The sequence below is a fragment of the Solemya velum gill symbiont genome, from assembly GCF_002020255.1.
Lineage (GTDB): Bacteria > Pseudomonadota > Gammaproteobacteria > Chromatiales > Chromatiaceae.
In genome coordinates, this window is the sequence record NZ_MPQG01000002.1 from 169,018 (window position 1) to 188,965 (window position 19,948).

18 protein-coding genes and 1 pseudogene are annotated in these 19,948 nt (G+C 50.7%); 5 read left to right on the forward strand and 14 right to left on the reverse strand.

The features are described 5' to 3' along the window. The first annotated feature begins 25 nt into the window (after window positions 1-25). The gene (gene galE, locus BOW06_RS02845; RefSeq protein ID WP_043115447.1) at window positions 26-1,042 is read left to right on the forward strand and encodes a UDP-glucose 4-epimerase GalE; all 1,017 of its coding nucleotides are present in this window, start codon (window positions 26-28) and stop codon (window positions 1,040-1,042) included. Window positions 1,043-1,133: 91 nt separating this feature from the next. Here the strand turns inward: galE and BOW06_RS13190 are convergent, their stop codons facing one another. The 4 genes and pseudogenes from BOW06_RS13190 to asnB form a co-directional block, all read right to left on the reverse strand. Further along, on the reverse strand, window positions 1,134-1,268 hold the full coding sequence (locus BOW06_RS13190) for a hypothetical protein (RefSeq protein ID WP_256857532.1): 135 nt from the start codon (window positions 1,266-1,268) through the stop codon (window positions 1,134-1,136). An 88-nt stretch (window positions 1,269-1,356) separates the two neighbouring features. Beyond that, window positions 1,357-2,469 carry a glycosyltransferase family 4 protein gene (locus BOW06_RS02850; protein ID WP_179115087.1) on the reverse strand — a complete coding sequence of 371 codons (1,113 nt, stop codon included), beginning with the start codon at window positions 2,467-2,469 and terminating at the stop codon, window positions 1,357-1,359. Between the two features lie 4 nt (window positions 2,470-2,473). Then, complete coding sequence (locus BOW06_RS02855) at window positions 2,474-3,523, reverse strand: EpsG family protein (protein WP_043115445.1); 1,050 nt, start codon at window positions 3,521-3,523, stop codon at window positions 2,474-2,476. A 28-nt stretch (window positions 3,524-3,551) separates the two neighbouring features. Beyond that, window positions 3,552-5,510 (reverse strand): annotated as a pseudogene (gene asnB / locus BOW06_RS13410) (asparagine synthase (glutamine-hydrolyzing)). 227 nt (window positions 5,511-5,737) lie between these two features. Between asnB and BOW06_RS02865 the strand changes: the two are divergent. Then, window positions 5,738-6,556, forward strand: a complete 819-nt coding sequence (locus tag BOW06_RS02865) for an NYN domain-containing protein (protein ID WP_043115443.1) — start codon at window positions 5,738-5,740, stop codon at window positions 6,554-6,556. Here BOW06_RS02865 and BOW06_RS02870 read toward each other — a convergent pair. From BOW06_RS02870 to BOW06_RS02880, 3 genes are read right to left on the reverse strand one after another with little or no spacing between them, the layout of a single operon-like run. Next, on the reverse strand, window positions 6,547-7,137 hold the full coding sequence (locus BOW06_RS02870; RefSeq protein WP_078452726.1) for an NUDIX hydrolase: 591 nt from the start codon (window positions 7,135-7,137) through the stop codon (window positions 6,547-6,549). The two genes, BOW06_RS02865 and BOW06_RS02870, sit on opposite strands and share 10 nt — an antisense overlap. Window positions 7,138-7,185: 48 nt before the next feature. Beyond that, entirely contained in the window at window positions 7,186-9,456 is a 2,271-nt protein-coding gene (gene ptsP / locus BOW06_RS02875; RefSeq protein WP_043115441.1) for a phosphoenolpyruvate--protein phosphotransferase, read from the reverse strand. Between the two features lie 19 nt (window positions 9,457-9,475). Continuing rightward, a complete protein-coding gene (locus tag BOW06_RS02880) occupies window positions 9,476-10,027 on the reverse strand; it encodes an RNA pyrophosphohydrolase (RefSeq protein WP_052131949.1) in 552 nt (183 codons plus the stop codon). A gap of 154 nt (window positions 10,028-10,181) precedes the next feature. Between BOW06_RS02880 and BOW06_RS02885 the strand changes: the two genes are divergently transcribed. From BOW06_RS02885 to BOW06_RS02895, 3 genes are read left to right on the forward strand one after another with little or no spacing between them, the layout of a single operon-like run. Next, window positions 10,182-10,838 (forward strand): histidinol-phosphatase, encoded by a 657-nt coding sequence (locus tag BOW06_RS02885; RefSeq protein ID WP_043115440.1) that lies wholly within the window; start codon window positions 10,182-10,184, stop codon window positions 10,836-10,838. Next, on the forward strand, window positions 10,838-11,818 hold the full coding sequence (locus tag BOW06_RS02890) for a FecCD family ABC transporter permease (RefSeq protein ID WP_043115439.1): 981 nt from the start codon (window positions 10,838-10,840) through the stop codon (window positions 11,816-11,818). Before BOW06_RS02885 ends, BOW06_RS02890 begins: the two co-directional genes overlap by 1 nt. Next, complete coding sequence (locus BOW06_RS02895) at window positions 11,815-12,582, forward strand: ABC transporter ATP-binding protein (protein WP_052131948.1); 768 nt, start codon at window positions 11,815-11,817, stop codon at window positions 12,580-12,582. The genes BOW06_RS02890 and BOW06_RS02895 overlap by 4 nt, the downstream gene beginning before the upstream one ends. 60 nt (window positions 12,583-12,642) lie before the next feature. Here BOW06_RS02895 and BOW06_RS02900 read toward each other — a convergent pair whose 3' ends face one another. The 7 genes from BOW06_RS02900 to BOW06_RS02930 all read right to left on the reverse strand — a co-directional run bounded on the left by BOW06_RS02900 (window position 12,643) and on the right by BOW06_RS02930 (window position 19,871). Further along, on the reverse strand, window positions 12,643-13,071 hold the full coding sequence (locus BOW06_RS02900; RefSeq protein ID WP_078454274.1) for an FKBP-type peptidyl-prolyl cis-trans isomerase: 429 nt from the start codon (window positions 13,069-13,071) through the stop codon (window positions 12,643-12,645). A gap of 125 nt (window positions 13,072-13,196) precedes the next feature. Beyond that, window positions 13,197-14,378 (reverse strand): glycosyltransferase, encoded by a 1,182-nt coding sequence (locus BOW06_RS02905; RefSeq protein WP_179115086.1) that lies wholly within the window; start codon window positions 14,376-14,378, stop codon window positions 13,197-13,199. Further along, window positions 14,371-15,279, reverse strand: a complete 909-nt coding sequence (locus tag BOW06_RS02910; protein WP_078454943.1) for a prenyltransferase/squalene oxidase repeat-containing protein — start codon at window positions 15,277-15,279, stop codon at window positions 14,371-14,373. Before BOW06_RS02910 ends, BOW06_RS02905 begins: the two co-directional genes overlap by 8 nt. Window positions 15,280-15,283: 4 nt before the next feature. Further along, the gene (locus BOW06_RS02915; RefSeq protein WP_162181073.1) at window positions 15,284-16,306 is read right to left on the reverse strand and encodes a UbiA family prenyltransferase; all 1,023 of its coding nucleotides are present in this window, start codon (window positions 16,304-16,306) and stop codon (window positions 15,284-15,286) included. Window positions 16,307-16,312: 6 nt separating this feature from the next. Continuing rightward, complete coding sequence (locus BOW06_RS02920) at window positions 16,313-17,542, reverse strand: cytochrome P450 (protein WP_078454272.1); 1,230 nt, start codon at window positions 17,540-17,542, stop codon at window positions 16,313-16,315. 11 nt (window positions 17,543-17,553) lie between these two features. Continuing rightward, window positions 17,554-19,374, reverse strand: a complete 1,821-nt coding sequence (locus BOW06_RS02925) for an acetate--CoA ligase family protein (RefSeq protein ID WP_143556030.1) — start codon at window positions 19,372-19,374, stop codon at window positions 17,554-17,556. Between the two features lie 68 nt (window positions 19,375-19,442). Continuing rightward, the gene (locus tag BOW06_RS02930; protein ID WP_043115428.1) at window positions 19,443-19,871 is read right to left on the reverse strand and encodes a hypothetical protein; all 429 of its coding nucleotides are present in this window, start codon (window positions 19,869-19,871) and stop codon (window positions 19,443-19,445) included. Between the last annotated feature and the right edge of the window lie 77 nt (window positions 19,872-19,948).

The following is a 19,948-nucleotide window of genomic DNA, read 5'->3' on the forward strand; positions in this document are numbered from 1 at the left end:
ATCTTCTCACGGGAAACCCTGCTTCATGAAGGTACTTGTCACAGGCGGCGCCGGCTACATCGGAACACATGCCCTGCTGAAACTGCTGGACTGCGGACACGATGTACTAGTGGTGGACAACTACTGCAACAGCTCACCGATTGCCTTGCAGCGTGTCAGAAAACTGGCCGGGCGTGATTTTGAGTCTCTGCAGATCGATATTCGTGATACCGAGCAGCTGACACAAGCGATGCTTGCGTTCCAACCTCAGGCTGTTATCCACTTCGCCGGTCTCAAGTCTATCTGTGAGAGTATCGAGCAACCGTTGCGCTATTACAGTAATAATGTCGAAGGCAGCATCTCCCTGCTGAAGGCCATGAACAAGGCCGCTTGCCATAACTTCATTTTCTCCTCATCGGCAACTGTCTATGGCCCACCTCAATACCTTCCCTATGATGAACAGCACCCGGTAAATGCTGCTACTCCTTATGGAAGCTGCAAACTTATGGTTGAAGAGATACTGGGTGACTGGTGTAAATCAGTACCAGGTGCAGCTGCCATCTCGCTACGCTATTTCAATCCAGTCGGTGCGCATAACTCGGGAGAGATTGGTGAAGACCCCTTGGGTATACCCAACAACCTGATGCCATGCATCGCCCAGACCGCGGTAGGCAGATTGGCACAACTCAAGGTGTTTGGCAGTGATTATAAAACGCGTGATGGAACCGGTGAGCGTGACTATATTCACGTAATGGATCTTGCCCATGCACATGTCGCAGCTCTCGATTACCTGGAGCATTGCAACGGTTTTGATGCATTCAATATCGGCACAGGCAAGGTAGTGACTGTGCTTGAACTGGTGAAAGCGTTCGAAAACTCATCTGGCAAAGATATTCCGCTTGAAGTCGTCGAGAGACGTACGGGCGACCTGGCTTGCGTCTACGCTGATGCATCCAAGGCCGGCAGGCTACTCAACTGGAGTGCAGAACTGGATGTGGATGCTATGTGCAGTGACACATGGCGATGGCAGTCTCAAAATCCGCAGGGTTACACAGACGAATAGAATTCCCCAGATAGATGCAGAAGGAAAAAAAGAAACCCGCGTTTGCGGGTCTCTTTTTTTATCTCAAGGGGTATTTTTAAGGGGTAATTATTCAAGCAGCCTCATCTTCACAGAGCTCTTCCTCAGCTTCGATCATCATCTCCATGATGACTTCCATCGCCTCTGCATCTGTCTCTGCGACTTCACGCCACTCTGCGCAATCAACCTGCAGTGCTTCGTTAGTCATGATCGCCTCCCGGCTTATTTAGTACTTAAGCTAATTCTAATTCACTATTCCGGATTTTGTATTGATAAATATCAAATATCTGCAATTATTATTGAACTAATTCTGGTATTTCAGCCAGATAGGCGCCAATGACGAGTTCCTCGTCGAACTCTTTCTCCACTTTGATTCTTCCTGCAACTCCCATTTCAAGCTGTTTTTCCAGAGGCATATCGAGAAACTGCTGCATCGCAGCGGCAAGTGACGAGGTATTTTTGACATCGCACAGCAGGCCGTTAACGCCGGAATCAACCACCTCGCGACAACCCGGTACATCTGTGGCGATAAGAGGACGACCAATCGCTGCTCCCTCAAGGAGAGCACGCGGAGTACCCTCACGATAGGATGGCAGCACAACACAGTGTGCAGCCTGAAGAAAGGGCCGCACATCATCAGTTTCACCGAGATACTCGACGATACCCTCTTCCACCCACTTGGCAACTTCATCATCGTCCAGAGCTGTCCGGTTAGTTGCTCCGAGTGGACCGAGTAGCTGGAAACAGGTTTGCGCATCGTCTTTTCTGATCTGCCGGGCTGCTTCAACAAATTCGACAATGCCCTTGTCACGTAGCAGTCGTGCAATCAACAGGAACGTGACCGGTTTGGAGGACGGGTATTCAGTCGTAATGAAACGCTTGAGATCTACACCTGATCCAGGCAGGCAGACACTCTTCTCTTCTGCAACAAGCTGCTTCGACAGGAACAGCTTGCGATCATCCGGGTTCTGAAAAAAAACACGAGACGGCCAGCGCTGGGAGTGTCGATAGAGCACCTCGACGATTCGCATTAACAAGCTACCACTCAAAAAAGCAGTTCCCAGTCCGGTAATGGTATTGATAACAGGAATCTTTAATGAGCGTGCAGCAAAACTGCCATAGATGACAGGCTTGATAGTAAAGTGCAGCACAAGATCGGGTTGATGTTCACGATACAGCCGCTTTAACTCCCGCATTGTCTGCAGGTCAGCAAGCGGGTTTGTACCCTTGATGTCCATCGGCTGCTCCACTACCAGGCAGCCAAGATCGACAAGTTTATCCGAGCTGTCATCACGTGGGGCGATGATCAAAATCCGGTAACCCTCCTGCAGTAAGCGGCGTACCAGGTTGCCGCGGAAATGATAGAGGTTCCATGCGCTATTGGCGACAAGAGCAATCAGTTGTGACATCAGTTCACCACAGGAACATCGTGTTCTGGTAAGGAATCCAGTGTACTGCATGTGTTGCATAATTGAGCCACACAAACAGCACAGCTGCATATCCTAGTATTGTAATCACTGCCAGGGTTTCAGGTGATATTTCCTTGCACAGCAAAAATGGCAGTCGTGACAGTACCACCACCTGCAAGGGTGTCAGGTAGAGAGAGAGTCGATCGACCGCGGTCGATGCAAACTCAACCAGGCCAGCAGCAGCAATTGAGCCAAGCGCCATCCAGTACCAGAATCGACCCTCGGGAAAAGCGACCCGCCAGCGCTTGTGGAAAAAGAGCAATACCAGTCCCGGCAACAGGTTCATCAACACGCGCACCCGTGCCCCGGAAGATTGCATTTGCGCATCAACATAGTTAACCCACATGGAATCGATTGCATCGGCAAGCGTCAGGCTCCATAGTCCGTAGAGGACTGAAGCGACTGCAATGATGCGATAGAGCCAGTTTCCCTTGGTAACAAAAAGTCCCAGTGGAACCAGGATTACCGCGCTTTTGTGGAACATGGCAGCGATACCGATAAAGAAGAGAAAGTGCCACAAGTGCCTGCGCTCGAGCCAGATCAACGCCCAGAAAAGCAGACCGAGTGCGACTCCCTGCCGCGTATAGCCCATGCCAAGAACAATTACCAGGTAAGGAACAGCAACAGCGAATCCAATCCATGGTGCCGGTTGCTGGCGACAGAAATTGATCAATCCGGTAACAAACACGATCGCACACACAAGGTTGACGAACTCCATTCCCCAATCATTGTTCGCTGCTATCCAGTTTAGGAGTACATAACCCGGATCACCTCCCTTGCCGAGTAAAATGTCTTTGAGATCGTAATGCAGTGCAAATTCGTAGTGCCTGAGATAATTGAACCAGTCGCCACCCACTTCGAATCGCAGACCGATCAGAATGACATACAGCAGCCACATCCCTACCCAGGGGCTCAGCGTATGATCCCTAAGCCTGTTTGCCATAAAGATTGCTGCAACACCCGGCAGCAGATACATCAGCCAGTAGCTCAGCACCGAAACATTCTCCCTGTCATCCCTATCCCTATTGCCTCCCTTCTCTTTCAAGCCAGGCCTGGAACATTAACAGGCTCCACAGGCGTGCTGTCCAGTCGTAGCGTCCGCCCTGGTGCTGTTGCCAGGTCTCACGCACGACTTGCGGATTAAAGAAACCTTCCTGTTCGAGACGTGTCTCGTTGAGCAGCATCTCTCCCCATTCACGCAATGGGCCACGTAACCACTGTCCGACGGGAATTGCGAAACCTGTCTTGGGCCGTTCAATCAACTCCTGCGGTACTTTTCTGTAGAGCAACTGGCGCAGCATCCATTTACCCGTATTGTCACGCATTTTCATCGACAGGGGCAAACGCCATGCTGTTTCAGCAACGCGATGATCCAGAAACGGGATGCGTGTCTCGAGACTGACAGACATTGCTGCCCGATCAACTTTACACAGGATATCGTTCGGCAGGTAGTTCAGACTATCCTGCAGCATCATGGCCTCGACCGGTGGCAGCCCGACAGGCAACTTGTCGTTACCAACAGCTGCCATTGTCTTTGATGATGAACTCTGCAGAATACGATCAGGGTTCAGCCATTCACTGACAAGAGCAAAATAGAGATCATCCAGTGAAGCTGTATGTTGCAATCGCACGGCAAGTTTGTGTGCCTTGTCTCCAAGCTGAGCAACAGCTTGCCTGCTGCGCAGCAAACTGTTCACTCCATCCCAACCGGCAACAGGCAACAGGCGAATCAGGCTACCCAGCAGACGACGCAGTGGATGCGGCATCCATGCGACTCTTTGCCATACCAGGGGCGCCCAGTGGTAGCGGTTGTAGCCACCAAAAAGCTCATCACCGGCATCTCCTGAAAGTGCCACGGTGACATGTTGACGCGCCGCCCGGCACACCAGGTGCGTCGGAATCTGTGATGAATCGGCAAATGGCTCGTCGTAAATATGTGGCAGTTGTGGAATGACCTGCTGCGCCTCGGCTGATGTCACAAAGAGTTCGTGATGCTCAGTCCCAAGGTGGGTAGCAACTTCACGGGCATGTGGAGTCTCATCAAATCCTGCCTCCTCGAAACCGATGGTAAAGCTCTTCACCGGAGAAGATGCCTGCTGCTGCATCAGGGCGACAATCAGTGATCAATCAACACCACCGGATAGAAAAGCACCAAGCGGAACATCGGCACAGGATTGCAGGCGTACCGATTCAAGCAATCCTGTCTCTATCGTATGTAACGCCTCATCTTCATCATTGATACGGTTGGTAATGCCATTTTCAGCAACATCGGAAAGAGACCAGTAACTTTGCGTCTGTGGCTTTCCGCTTGTCTCTCTTTGCGCCCCGTTGAAACTCACCAGTGAAGCGGGTTCCAGCTTGTAGAGATTTTCATAGATCGTTAACGGCGCAGGTACATGGCTGAATCGCAGATAGGCAGCAAGTGATTCACGCGATACGGAATTGTCGAAACCGGGGAAACAGCGCAGTGCTTTCAGCTCAGATGCGAATACAAAAGCGTTATTGACCCAGCCGTAATAGAGTGGCTTTTCGCCGAAACGGTCCCGCATGAGGGTCAGCCGACGTTCCATGCGATCCCACAGGACAATCGCAAACATGCCGACACAGGCTTCCAGGGTTTGCTTGATGCCTAACTGTTCAAATGCTGCCAGCAGGGTTTCAGTATCGGAGTGCCCTCGCCACGAAAGCGGCTGTGAAGTTGATGCCTCAAGCTGCTCGCGCAACTGCAGGTGATTGTAGATTTCGCCATTGAATGCGATGACGTAGCGTCCACTGCTGGACTCCATTGGCTGATGGCCTGCTGCGGAGAGATCCACAACTGATAATCGCCTGTGCGCAAGAGCGATACCGCTCTCCTCGTCTACCCAGGCACCTGCATCATCCGGTCCTCGATGCACAATCGTGTCGCCCATCGATGAGGCAAGCGCCTTCATCTCGCCGGCAGACCGGCCAGGATCAATAAATCCTGCGAAGCCACACATACTATTTTCCCGGAGAGACTCAAAAATAACAGTATCGCAGGTCCACGCAGCTGTTGCATCAGCCGAATGAAAATTCACTGCCGATTAGATCTTTTCAGACGGGCGACTTATCTGTTATTTTAACTGTTATCTGCATGCGATTTAAATCTTGCGGATGAAGCATCGCTAATTATCAAAAAGTGAGCCCGTCACCTGCAGTGCGCGTGACATTAATTGGGAGAACAACAATGACAATCAAAATTGGCGTCTTTGTCGACGCTGAAAACGTTCGCTATAACGGTGGTTTTCACCTTCGCTATGACATCCTGAGACGCTTTGCCAGCCGTGGCGAGCGCAACCTCATTCGTCTGAACACCTACCTTCTGTTTGACCAGGAGCGTGCAAACGAAGATGCCGAGTATGCAAAAAAGGCGCTCAGCTATCAGCAGATCGCACGCCAGTTTGGATGGAAGGCCAACATCAAAAATATTCGTCGTTATACCGACGACGAGGGACAGGTCAGCATCAAGGGTAGTACAGACCTCGACCTGGCTGTCGATGCCTTGCAACAGGCTGATCATCTCGATGAAGTCCTGCTGGTCACGGGCGATGGCGATTTTGAACCACTCGTCACTGCCCTGCAAAACAAGGGCTGTCGTGTCGAACTGCTCGGATTTGACAACGTTTCTCGTCAGCTTCAGCGACAGGTCGACACCTTCTACTCGGGCTTCCTGATACCTAACCTGATCCCTGTCACCTATGAACCAAGAAACAACTGGGGAAAACCCGGTTCTGTCGTGCGTGGCGTATGCAGCAAATGGTTCCAGGATAAAGGATTTGGTTTTCTCAACTTCCTCGACCGCATTGACGACAACAGCTGGATCACCAATACACGCCTGAACGAATCGCCGTGGACAAGCGCTTTTTGCCATATCAATGAAATCGCCGGAGACATCAATGAGGATGACCTGGTTCATGGCGACACTGTGCTCGAGTTCTACGTGCAGGAGAGCCCGCAGGAAGAGAATGGCCTTGTAGCGCAGAACGTGCGCCTGGTTCAGGCCTGATCGGTCGTTGAATTCATCCTGGTCTCGATATGCGTGCCGTCTGCATCGACGACGGCACGCATCTCACCGAGATGGGGACCAAAATTGCCTGTTTTCCTGTCTTCCAGGTAGAGACGCAATGTCTCCTCGATCACGGGAAAAGCCATCTCATCCCAGGGAATTTCATCTTCGCTGACAAGTTTGACATCGAGGCTCTCGGGACCGGGAGAAAATTCAGGTGATTTGAAACGCCCCCTGAAGAGCATGTAGATCTGGTTGATATGCGTGAGTGAAAACATGGTGTAGAGACCATTGACCTCAACATCGGCCATCGCCTCCTCCCAGGTTTCGCGTGCAGCGCCCTGCTCAACCGTTTCACCATTCTCCATAAATCCGGCCGGCAATGTCCAAAGACCATAACGCGGTTCGATGGCACGCTGACACAGCAGGATTTTTCCATCCTGTTCAACTAGACAGCCGGTAACAACCTTGGGATTCTCGTAATGGATGTGGCCGCAATCGTCACAGACATCGCGATCCCGGTCATCCCCTGCAGGTATGCATTTAGAAACCTTCGAACCACACAATGAACAGTAATTCATACAACCTTTTCCATTTAAACGAGATAGAGCGGAGACTGATTATGACAACTAGCGACCCGGCCGTACCAGCCCTTCGAGTCCTAGTTCACCCAGTACCTTGTTCATCATCTGGTGAACCTGTTGTGCCTCATGGTGCTGAAGTGCTTTTTTCAGCAACTGCTTGCAACGCGCCCTGCTGAGACTGCGTATCACCCACTTGACTCGCAGAAGGCTGCCAGCACTCATACTGAGACTGTCTACACCCATGCCAAGAAGCAGCGGCGTTGCGAGTGGGTTACCTGCAAGCTCGCCACAGATACCGACCGGACAACCGTAGTCCGTGCCTGCCTTCACAACATGATGAACCGCCTGGAGTACCGCAGGATGTAAATCATCATAGAGTTCGGCAACCCTGGGGTTGTTGCGGTCGACTGCCAGCAGGTACTGGGTCAGGTCGTTACTGCCAATCGAGATGAAATCAACACGCTTGGCAATCTCTTCTGCCTGGTAGACAGCTGCCGGGACTTCGATCATGACACCGATCTCCGGCATAATGATCTCGTAGCCCTCTTCCTGAAGTTCGTCATATGCCCTGCTGATCAGCTGCTGCAGTTCATCAATCTCACCAATCGTCGTGATCATTGGCAAGAGAATTCTGAGATTCTCGTAACCAATCGAGGCACGCAACATGGCACGCACCTGGGTGAGGAAAATCTCCGGATGATCGAGGGAGATACGCACGCCACGCCAGCCGAGAAACGGATTAGATTCCGTGAAAGGAAAATAGGGCAACGGCTTATCACCGCCGATATCCAGCGTACGCATGATCGCGGGCCGAGGATTAAAAGTCTCGAGGACATGTCGGTAGGCAATGATCTGCGTCTCTTCGCCCGGAAAAGTATCACGCGTCATGAACGGAAACTCGGTACGGTAGAGACCGATTCCCTCGGCCTCCGTGATTCCCAAGTCGCTCATCTCGGATGCAAGACCCGTATTCAGATAGAGCGGCAGGTGAAACGAGTCCGTTGTTTCCGATGTGTGTCCACGCAGCTCATCGAGTTCACGACCAAGCTGCTGCTCTTCTGTAATGAGACGCTCGTACTCCTGGCAAACTGAATCGGCCGGCGCAACATAAAATCGTCCACGATAACCATCAACAATGACATCCTGTCCTTCAACGCGTGAGACAGGTAAATCAGTCAAACCCATGACAGCCGGAACACCGATGGCGCGCGCCAGGATGGCAACGTGCGAGGAGCCGGAACCCGTGGATGAAACGACACCGGCAAGTCGATCTTCCGGTACTTCCATCAGTTGTACTGCACTGACCTCTTCACCAACAAGAATTGTTCTTTCCGGGTAATCGACACCGTTGGTCTGTTCTTCCTGCAGATGCATCAGGACACGCCGGCCCAGGTCACGAATATCCGATGCTCTCTCGCGCAGGTAGGGATCTTCCATCGAGTCGAATACGCTGATATGTTCCAGCACCGACTGACGCAGTGCACCTGGTGCCCATTGCGACTCCTCGTTAATCAGGGAGACGGCACGTTCGACCAGTGCATCCTCAGACAGCATCATCAGCCAGGCATCAAACAGCGCCCTGTCCTCTTCCTGCAGCACATGTTCCATTTTTTCACGCAGGGCGTGCAAGTCATCCTGAACCGCGGCAATCGCCTTTCTGAACCTCAGAACTTCTGCTGCAGGATCATCGCTACGCCGATCCGGAACCGCATCAAGATCAGAAAGCTGATAGGCAACCACAGCAGAGCCGATAACTACACCCGACGAACTCGGACGTCCCTGCAGGAAGCCTTCTGAAACAGCGTCGGTACCACTGCGTATGCGCGTCAGTTCACCACTTGCCTGGGCATGGGTAATTGCGCCTGCGAGTTGTGCAGCAAGTGTCAGAAGAAAAGTGACTTCATCATCTTCGAAACGGCGTGGTTCAATGTGCCGCACAACGAGTACACCAAGTACTTTGCGGTTCTGAATAATCGGAACGCCAAGGAAACCGTGGTAATACTTCTCACCTGTTCCCGACACGGGCAGGTAACGCGAATGACTCGGTGCATCATCGAGGTTGATCGGTTCTGCACGCTCACACACGAGACCGACCAGGCCACGGAACATGGGCAGAGCGACTTTGCCTACTGCTTCAGGGCGCAGACCGTCGGTTGCCATCAAGAGGTGCTTACGCTGTTCAAAATCGGTCAGGTAGACAGAGCAGACATCGGTTGCGACAGCTTCGCGTACCGACTTGACGATAATCTCCAGCGCCTCACTCAAGTCAGAGGCGCCGTTAACCTCCTGGACGATACGATGAAGTGTCGTAAGCATTGTGGGATTCTGCCGTTATTCAGCGATAGAGACGCACCCGGCGCGAGACCGGTTTACGCTCATCGTATGAACAGGCAATAGAGGTTTTTTCCGCTTTATCCGTAAACAGGAATGGAGCAAGCTCGTTGAGAGCCTGCTCGTAAACATTACGCTTGAAGTAGACAACCTTGTCGACCGGGTACCAGTACTTGACCCAGCGCCAGTGATCGAACTCAGGGCTGGAGGTCTGGTCCAGGCAGAAATCTGACTCCTCGCACAGAACCTTAAGCAGGAACCAGCGCTGTTTCTGGCCGACACAGACAGGATTACAGTGCCTGCGGATGTAGCGTTTGGGCAAACGGTAGCGCAACCAGTCCTGGGTTGAACCCAGTACTTCCACCTGGTTGTGTTTCAGACCGACCTCTTCCTCGAGTTCACGGTACATGGCCTCTTCCGGCGATTCGTTTTCATCGATTCCGCCTTGAGGAAATTGCCAGGCATCCTGCCCGATCCGCTTACCCCAGAAGAGCCGGCGCTCTTCATTACATAGTATGATTCCGACATTCGGGCGGAATCCTTCAGCGTCAATCATTGCAAAATGGATTCTTAACCTTAACTGTCTTCATTCTTTCACACCTGAATCATCAATAGCAAGAAGCAGTAGCGATAAACCCCTGCCCTTGTTGGGATTTTAACGGCAAATTTCTGTATAGTTGCACCCGAATAAACTGTTTGGAAAGCGAAACGTGGCACTGGCAATTTTTGATCTCGACAACACCCTGCTTGCAGGTGATTCTGACTACCTGTGGGGGGAATTCCTGTGTGAAAAGGGTATCGTTGATGGTGATGAATACGATAACAAAAACCGTGAATTTTATGCGGCCTACCAGCAGGGAACGATGAATATTTTCGAATTCCTCGAGTTCGCCCTCAAACCTCTCTCACTGCATCCAATGGAACAGCTACAGGCGTGGCACAAGGAGTACATGGATGAAAAAATCTCGCCACTGATCCGTGAAACTGCACTCGCGCTTGTCGACAAGCATCGCCAGAACGGTGACACACTATTGGTTATCACGGCGACAAACAGCTTTGTGACAGCGCCGATTGTGAAACAATTCGGTATCGACAACCTGATCGCAACAGAACCGGAAATTGTCGATGGCGCCTACACCGGGGCAGTCGCCGGCACACCGAGTTTCCAGCATGGCAAAGTCGAGCGACTGGAATCCTGGCTAACCGAGAATAACGAGACACTTGAGGGAAGCTGGTTCTACAGTGACTCGCACAATGACCTGCCGCTGCTGAAACTGGTCACCCATCCGCTGGCTGTTGATCCTGACGACGAGTTGAAAAGCCACGCCGATCAACATGGCTGGCCGATCCTGCACTTGCATTCGTAATGGACCTGCACGGAGGAAAAACAGCTACCCTTCTGCTTGCCGTCGCGCTGACACTCTTCGTGGCTGCAGTGAGCCACGGCAGTGTTGCAATTCCTCTCAACGAGCTCTTCAACGCACTTTTCAGTGGTGGTGATTCGAGCAGTTCACGCATCATCAATGAAATTCGACTTCCGCGTGTTGCAATCGCCTTCATTACGGGCGGCCTGCTGGCCCTTGCAGGAGTCATGATGCAGACAATGCTGCAAAATCCGCTCGCAGATCCCTATGTTCTCGGTACATCGGGCGGTGCCGCGGTTGCAGTTCTGGCTGGTTTCCTGCTCGGCATACCGTCACCGCTTCATCCCCTACTTGCTCTCACAGGTGCAGCCTTCAGCACCTTGCTGTTGATTCTCATCGTCGGCAAACAGGCTGGTGAAAAACGCGAAACCCTGCTGCTCGCAGGCATCATACTGACAACCGGCTGGGGCGCACTCGTCACTTTCCTGCTGACCATTGCGCCACGCAACGACCTTCCCGGCATGCTCTTCTGGCTGGTTGGCGATCTTGGCCACAGCCCCTTCGTCCTGTGGCCAGGCATAATACTTCTTGTGTTACTTGTCGCCGCCCTTGCTGCTGCACGTGCCATGAACCTGATGCTATTGGGTGATGAACATGCACAAACGCTTGGTGTACCGGTTGCAAAACTGCGCCTACTTCTGCTCAGCATGGCGGTCATTGCGACAGCAATCGCCGTGTCTGTAGCCGGACCAATCGGCTTTATCGGACTCGTCACACCACACCTGCTGAGACTGATACAGAAGAGTGACCATCGCTGGTTATTACCTAACTCGATCCTGCTGGGTGGAATCCTGGTTGTGGGCGCAGACCTGCTTGCACGCACGCTGGTCTCACCACGTGAACTGCCGGTCGGCGTTTTTACAGCTCTCATTGGCGCGCCTCTGTTTCTGTTTCTGCTACGACGACAGGGAAGCAAGAGATGAGCCTGCTCGAATGTAAACAGGTTGAAATCGGTATTAATAACAGGCTACTACTGCCTGCATTCGACTGGCATATCGAAAGTGGCAGCTGCTGGGGAATTCTTGGTGCCAATGGCTGCGGTAAAAGCACACTTCTGAAAAGTGTTGCCGGCCTTCTGCCCCTGCTTGGCGGCAATCTGAAAATCAATGCTATTGAGCCCGGCAAGGTGAAAACAAAAGAGCTGGCACGCTCGGTCGGCATGCTGCCCCAGGAGACACCATTTCGCTTTCCGGCCTATGTCCTCGACCTGGTATTGGCAGGACGCTATCCCTGGCAAACATGGTATTCAAGACTCTCTGACAAAGACAAAATTATTGCATCTGAATCACTGAAGAAAATCGGTGCTGAAGAGCTTTCTGGCCGCCTCGCCAACAGGCTCTCCGGCGGCGAGGCACGCAAGGTTGCCATGGCAATACTGCTATGCCAATCACCAGATCTTGCACTACTGGATGAACCTGAGAATCACCTCGATCCGGGCATGCGTTATCACTTGATCGACAGGCTGAAAGAGCATTTCACATGTGACGGCAAGGCATTGGCAATGGTGCTGCACGACCCTACGTTGGCGCTGCACTTTTGTTCACACCTGCTGCTGATCGAAGCGGATGGGAGTGTGTCAGCAGGCCCTGTCGATACAATGGCGACCGAGGAGAAGCTCTCAGCAGTCTATGGCCACGGCATGCGTATCACACAAGATTCAGGAAGGCGGCTTGTATACCCTGAATAGATTCAGACGAAAAAAAAGACGGGCTGTTAACCCGTCTTCTTTCAGAGACATTCAGCAGACTCAGACAATTTCAACCAGTTCAATATCGAATGTCAGATCCTTGCCTGCCAGCGGATGGTTTCCATCAAGCGTGACCATCTCATCAGTGAAGGAGACAACCGAGAAGTGCAGCGCTTGGCCATCCGGACCTTGCGCACTCAGCACCAGTCCCACTTCGAGCTGAATATCGTCACCAATTTCGGCACGTGAAAACTCTGCGATCATCTCCGCTGAGTGTTCGCCATAGGCTTCAGCAGCTGGAATGTTGACGACCTTGGTGTCACCCGGTGACATGCCGACAACCGCATCTTCAAAGCCGGGAATAACCTGGCGGACACCAATAGTGAACTCAAGCGGCTCGCCGCGCGTACGTGAGTTATCGAACTCACTCTGATCTTCCAGCGTGCCTGTGTAGTGGACGCGGACTGTCTGGCCCTGTTCAGCTGCCATTTTGATACTCCCTGCAAATGATAATAGGTAAAAAAACGGCTCCCACCCTATATGATGTCTCAAGGAAAAACAAATCCGACTGTTCTATACCGGCCCCTTCCAAGCCAAGCTCCGCGCAAGCATGCTCAAACCTGGCCGGAAATATCGCTTGTTTCCGTATTACCAAGAATTGAAGAAATTACATCAACAGAAGATTCCGAACCATTAAAATCTGGCGTGAAGGATGGATTGAAGCTGGCCAGTTGCCTCATCAGATCTGCAATCTGGTCAGTGCTATCCGCTTCTTCTCCCGATAACAGCAGACCCTTTTCGAAATAGCTACGCACATGCATCTCCTGCTCGAGATAACCCTTGCGCGGAAATGCGAGCAGTGGCTTGCCGATATGCAATGCCTCATTGATTGTATTGTAGCCACTCATTGATACGACAGCGCAGGCCTTGCGCATCAACTCTCCCGTATCAACAAGCGTGGTATACAGGTTAAATCGCTCATCGATCAGTGTGCGCAACTCGTTGACTTCCGATGCAGGCATTAGTGGCCCACATAAAACCGTGACGGGAAAGAAGTTATCAATCGATACTGATTTCAGTGCTTCTATCCAGCTCTGCAGATAAGTGTAGCCATCCCTCCCCCCACCAACGGAGAGGAGCAGACCGCCGTCATTTCGAATATCTGCAGTTTGAACCGGAAGATGCTGGCATATAAAACCCGTTTGTGTGCAGGGGACGGAATCAAGTGCCAGCCTGACATAGTCACCGAGAGAATCTATGCTAAAAAGCCTTTTATCTGCATGGTGCAATACATGATCATAATACTTGTGTAACAGGTGATTAACGTCCATCGGGCTTGCCAATGTGGCATCGATGGGAACTGACCTGATTGAGCAGATCATTTTACATCTGCTCTTCTCTTCCCTGCTTGCACTGAGCAGTGCATCGAGTGTTTTACCAAAACGCTCGGGTGCGAAAGGATAGTATTCTGTAATCACAGCTGACGGTTTGAGGCGATGGAAATAACGCATAATTATTTCACTGCGCAGTTCGTCTACCTGCTCAATTGACTTGTCATCATCCATTGATTCACAGGCAAGCGTTTTCGTTTCTGTCAGCGTAATGAAACGTGTTGGTGGCAGCTGGACAAAATCCACCTTCTTCGGTGGAATATACGCTGCTATTGGCTGACCACCGGAAAAGAGCGTGACTTCATAATCTCCACAAGATTGTAATGCCGCAGCCAGAGCAGAGGAGCGGGACAGATGGCCCAGACCATAACCATGCTGGGAAATAATAAAAATCCGCCTAGTCATCATGTGTACTATTAGGGGTTGTTACGAGTAGATTGAGAGCCTCGAGACAAAACGCCGTGGTCACAGCATTACTACCCCATGGTTCCAGCCCCTCTCCGGTACACCAGGGCTGGGCAGGCCACAAACCGTCGGCACATTGAGTATCAAGCAAAATGGGAATGGCCTCCTCATTGGGTGGAATACCCGCGCATATAGATTGCGCCACGGACAGGGGTGAATCCTCGAACATTGCCTGCGTGGTCAACTCTTCCGGAATTTCAGTCAGATCAAATCCTGCCCGAACAGCAGCATATGCGAGCATGCATCGTTGAGTATAATATCGACTCCCTGTTGTACTGCGCTGAATCAACTTGGCAATCGCTTCAATTGTATGATCAGTGACATGACAGCCCATCATTGAAAGCGCATAGATAACATTGCAATTCACCACTGCATCATCACGCGCCTGTAACTGCCATCTATCCTCATCGCTGTACCAGGTCAAAAAAACACCATCGGGCCTGAGAACACTCAATAACAGGTCACTATCTGATTGCTCAATCAGGTCAGGCGCATAGTTTGACAATGCTGCCAGGGCGCAGGCCACCGTATCACTATCGACGGGAATATCCATGCCAGGGTCGTAGTCCCACAGACCGTCACTCTCCCTGCAGGTAACAACATAATCGATTGCTCGTTGCACATCAGAACCAGGTAAGAGTTTTCCGATACAGAGCAGAACAGTCACGGTTGAGAAAATCGGATGACAAGCCTGCCATGAGCCATCGCTTTGTCGTTGTGAAAATGGAAATGCTCCATTCTGCAGCTGCGAACGCTGCAGCGCCTCAACACCTGACTGGATGGCTAGCGTTATCCGCTTCAGTTGCGCAGGTCTTGCAGCATATTCAGGATACGATTTCATTGAATCATTCACCTTTCAGTTGTTGAGTCATGAGCAGAAAACCACGCATCAATCGCTGCAAGTCGTGCTTAATCCATCTCGACGCCCACAACAGGACAAAAATCAGAAAGGGGAAGTATGCGATGTCATTCATAAGCAGGGAAAATCCCATTGCAACAGGCCAATAGATGCAATAGAGCCCCCACAAGAATTCATATTTCTCCAGGTCCAGTTCAGGTGTTTCATGGCCTGCCCTTTTGTTCGAGAATGCTGCTACAAGGGTTAAGCCAAATAGAGTAAACCCTCCCAAAAGAACCCCGTTATCAAGGCTCATATAGATTGCCAGGGTGACAAGATAGATGATCTCAAGCGGAACAATATATCGAAATAGAAATTGGCGTAACTGTTGCGGCCCGATTCTGGTCGCCACTGTTTCTACACCAACCTTCAGATCCGCTGCATAATCCTCCAACTGATGAACTATGATGTAACGCAGACCTGTCATCAATGCCAGCAGACAGAGTCCGGCAGATATCCATGTCCATACATCAAAATACTCAAATATAACGACAAATGGTAATACCCTTTGTGCCAGCGAGGCACTGATCCAGCCAAAATAGCCACGCTCTTTCAGACGAAGTGGCGGCATGGAGTAGGCAAGTGCAGCAGCAATGCTGGCCCAGTAGAGTATCCACACATAGAATTTGCCACTGAATAAAAAATGCAGGGAAAAAAGAAAAGCGATCACTAGCAGGACAATGATTGTTATACGCGCTGTGGCAATTGGGAAATCACCGATATCACGGTGCTTGCCACACGCTTTGTCCACACCCCTGTCAAAGTATTGATTCAGGCTATAGCCTGAAGCCGCATAGAGACACAATAATAAAAAGAGGCTCGATGCGGCCATGAGATTATCAGCAATTGGAACTGAATGCTGAGACATCGAATAACCGATAGCCACCAGAAAAAAGGCTGTTTTGGATTGCCAGTCATGAAAACGTAAAATAAACAGGATTTCATGCAGTTTGCGAGATAGCCAATTCAAATGCATTCAGTCCTGGTGGGTTAATTCAAGCCATAGCTGTTTAGGCGAACGCAGGGAAAGCACATCACGGTAATCATCAGCAGTCAATTTTCTGACCTGCCGGAAAGAACCGATATGGCGTCGTAATGAATTGATTGAACTGATCATTTCAATCCTGGCCAATTGCATACCAAGGCACACGTGCGGACCAAATCCGAATGATACATGTGGATTCCGTTCACGGTTGAGAAGAAACTCATCTGCATCTTCGAAAACACCGGGATCCCTGTTTGCCGCCGCGATCAAGGCAACCACATGCGTCCCTGCTGTAATCTCCAGTCCACCTATCCTGACATCTTCAACAGCTAAGCGCGGGCGTCGCTGCACGGGAGGATCAAAACGAAAAACTTCTTCTATAAACGGCTTGACGAGATCCTCATCCTCACGCACTCTTTCCCATATATCTTGCCTGCCTGCCAGTATCACCATCGCATTGGTCAGCGATTTCGTTGTTGTTTCGTGTGCACCCACCATCAGCAACAGACCGGTTTCTATCAAGTCCTGATAGACGACCCTACCGTCCCTGTAGGCATCAATAAGAATCCGGGCAACCCATCCACTGGTAGACGATTCCAGCGCATTCTGAAATGTCTCATCGAGGTAAGCTTTACATTCATCAATAAGTTGCTCCCTGGTGACCGGGTGTTGTTGTTCACTGCCAGGCAGATATTCTTGTGAGACACACTGTTTACCCTGGTCATCCTCTGTTGCAGGAGACTTTTTTAACGCCCATGACCAGTTACCATAATCGTTGCAACGATCTTTTTCATCACCAAACATCCAGGAAAGAACCATCGTTGGAATACGTGCTGCAAACGCATCAACAAAATCGCATGGTTCACTCATCTGTGAGAGATTACGCGCATGCATGTCTGTTAACTCATTCAGCCTGGTCAGCTCACGAGCTAAAACACCTGGTTGAAAGGCAGGCTGCAGGACACTGCGCAATCTGGAATGGGAACTACCACCTGAACCCAACATCGTTTGATTTAATCCATTATTGCTGGATAAGAATTGCGTAGCATTACCCAGCACTGCCCTGACATCATCGTAACGCCCAAGGTAAATACGATTATTTGTCTCGTCATGCAGCACGCCGCCTGATTCCAGCAATTGACGATAGGCCGGATAGGGGTTAAGCAATAGCTCATCACCAGAAAAATCGTTAAATAGATTCATCAAATAATCTGCACCCATAAACACCTCTCTTAAATGGGTCTCATTTCTTTACCAAGCACTATCTCATCGGCATGGCAGTTCAACATCTCGATAAATTCTCCGCACTGCTTCTCATGCTCACAATCAGCCAGGTGTACTGTGCGAAAGAGATCAAACGGCAATCCCTGTTGCGCCAGCTCTTCTGGTGACATTACGACGAGCACTGAATGAGTATCAGGATCATCCTGCAATACGCTGATGTTACCCTCAACTGCATTTGGCAGTCCCTGCGATGGCTGATGGGAAATTCTCCCTGCAGAATAGACGGAATCAATCGAACGGCTATCAATCCAATACCCAAGATGACTCTTTTCATACTCCTGGTGTGCTGCAGTAACAGCAAGGAAGGCATCGATCCTGCCACGAAGTGGCAACATATCTACAAATATACGAGAAAGTATAATTTGATGGATTTCTGGTTGCGCATTGACCTCGCAAATTACAGCTCCATTCTCTCTCCATGAGACACGAATATCCGGAGAGATCAGGTCGACACCCGCAAAATCAAGCCCTGTCACTCTCGCAACCTTGATCGCAATATCCCTGTTATCAGGATGCACTTCAGACACCGGGACCGGACTGGATACACCACCATCAGCGGCATTATTTCTGCGTTTGAGGGCAAAAAAATGCCCCTCAGGAAGCACTGACTTGGTTGTCAGTCCATACTGCCTGATAAGACCAAGCGACTCATCATTGAGTACACGGGCACTTTGGTTCTCATCACTATGGGTCACAAAAGGCAGGCATGACGAGTTGGCGATCAGTGCGTCAATTGCCGAGACTCCATCACCCGTGATTCCAGCAGGCGTTTTCCTGGTAACTGAATAGATTTTTCCATTATAAACTGTCAGGCGGTGACCAAATCCGGAAATATGCTTCTCAATCAGAATGTTCTTGGAAAATTTCCGTGCACCCTCGTACGCCTTTTCAACTGAAGCAGCATCGTGCAGATCGGCATAGACCCCCCTGCCCTGATCATGGTCTGATGGCTTGATCACTACCGGGTATCCAATCCTCTCCGCCATCTCGACTGCTTGCCGGGAGTCCTTGACGTACCTGCTACCAGGTACGGGCAAACCGATACGATGTAATATTTCACTGGTCGCCAGCTTGTTGCGTGCAATATCAACTCCTAGCGCTGTCGTCTGGTCAGAGATGGTGATCTTCATCATGCGACTGCAGGCCGCATAACCAAGTACCACGTAGCCTGAACTCAGGGGACGAACCGGTACATCCATCTCCCATGCTGCCTGGTAGATCGCGAAGGTTGTTTTTTCACGCGTCGCATACTGTTTCAGATATTTCCCTAGCGACCGCTTACGCTTCAGCAAAGAATCAACAGCGGCCTTGTCAGTTGGTAGTTGGTCGTCTGAGTCTTTGAGCAATGTATGCTCAAGCGTTGTTATAACCCATTGAAACGCAGCGAGTGTCGCTTGTGGATGGATACTGGGAAGAACGAACCTGAATGTCCGGCCACTCTCTGTATCTTTATCTGTCCCTGTCGTCTTCCCAAGCATTCTGTAACCGGGATAGAGCGGAATAGAAAAATGGCGTTGAATACCTGCCGTCCAGTAAAGAATGCGGGACATCAGCGCCTCATCTACTGAGCAGACTCCACTCACAGACTCGATTTCACCAAGGGCATGAGACATGATTGTATCGAGTCGGGAGAGATCAATATCTTCATTCAGACAAAGATTCATTTCGCCTGTAATACAGGATTGCATGATGCCATAGCCCATTCCATGAACATGCCGCCACGTTTTCAGATGGGCGATCCCGGTCTTATTTGAATCCGTATCCGTCAACTGCTTTTCTCGACAAAAATTGGTTGTGGCATCATAAAAAAGTATTCATTCCAGGTTGAAGCAACGCCTTACTTACGCTGGCACAGAGAACGATCATCCGGCTTTTCAACAGCATCGACAATGGCATTGACAAAATCCCCCAGTTCCTGGGGAGAGAGAATCTCCATTACGCGTTTTAGCAGGTCACCGGGCACATCGGCATACACGGTTTTTCCACCAGCGAGATTCACTACCACGCCTGCCGTCTGGTAGTCATCGCTACCCGGCTCGACTGTGTCGCTGAAAAGCTCATGATCGAGATCCATCATACTGTCATAGAAGTTGTCGATTTCGTCTGCAAGATCATCATCAACACTCTCTTCTGCCAGCGAGACAATCAGTGAATCCCCGGATGAATTCCCGGGTGAATCCTGCATTTGTGGATCAAGGCCACGCTGACGAACAAAGTCGCAAAACTGCAGCATCGGCTGCTGGTGAAAAAAGACATACTCGAACATGACGAAAAAACCGGACAAAGGTGTAAGACGCTATTGTGCGGCTTCAAACAGGCACTGACAAGCAATGCCAACCTGTG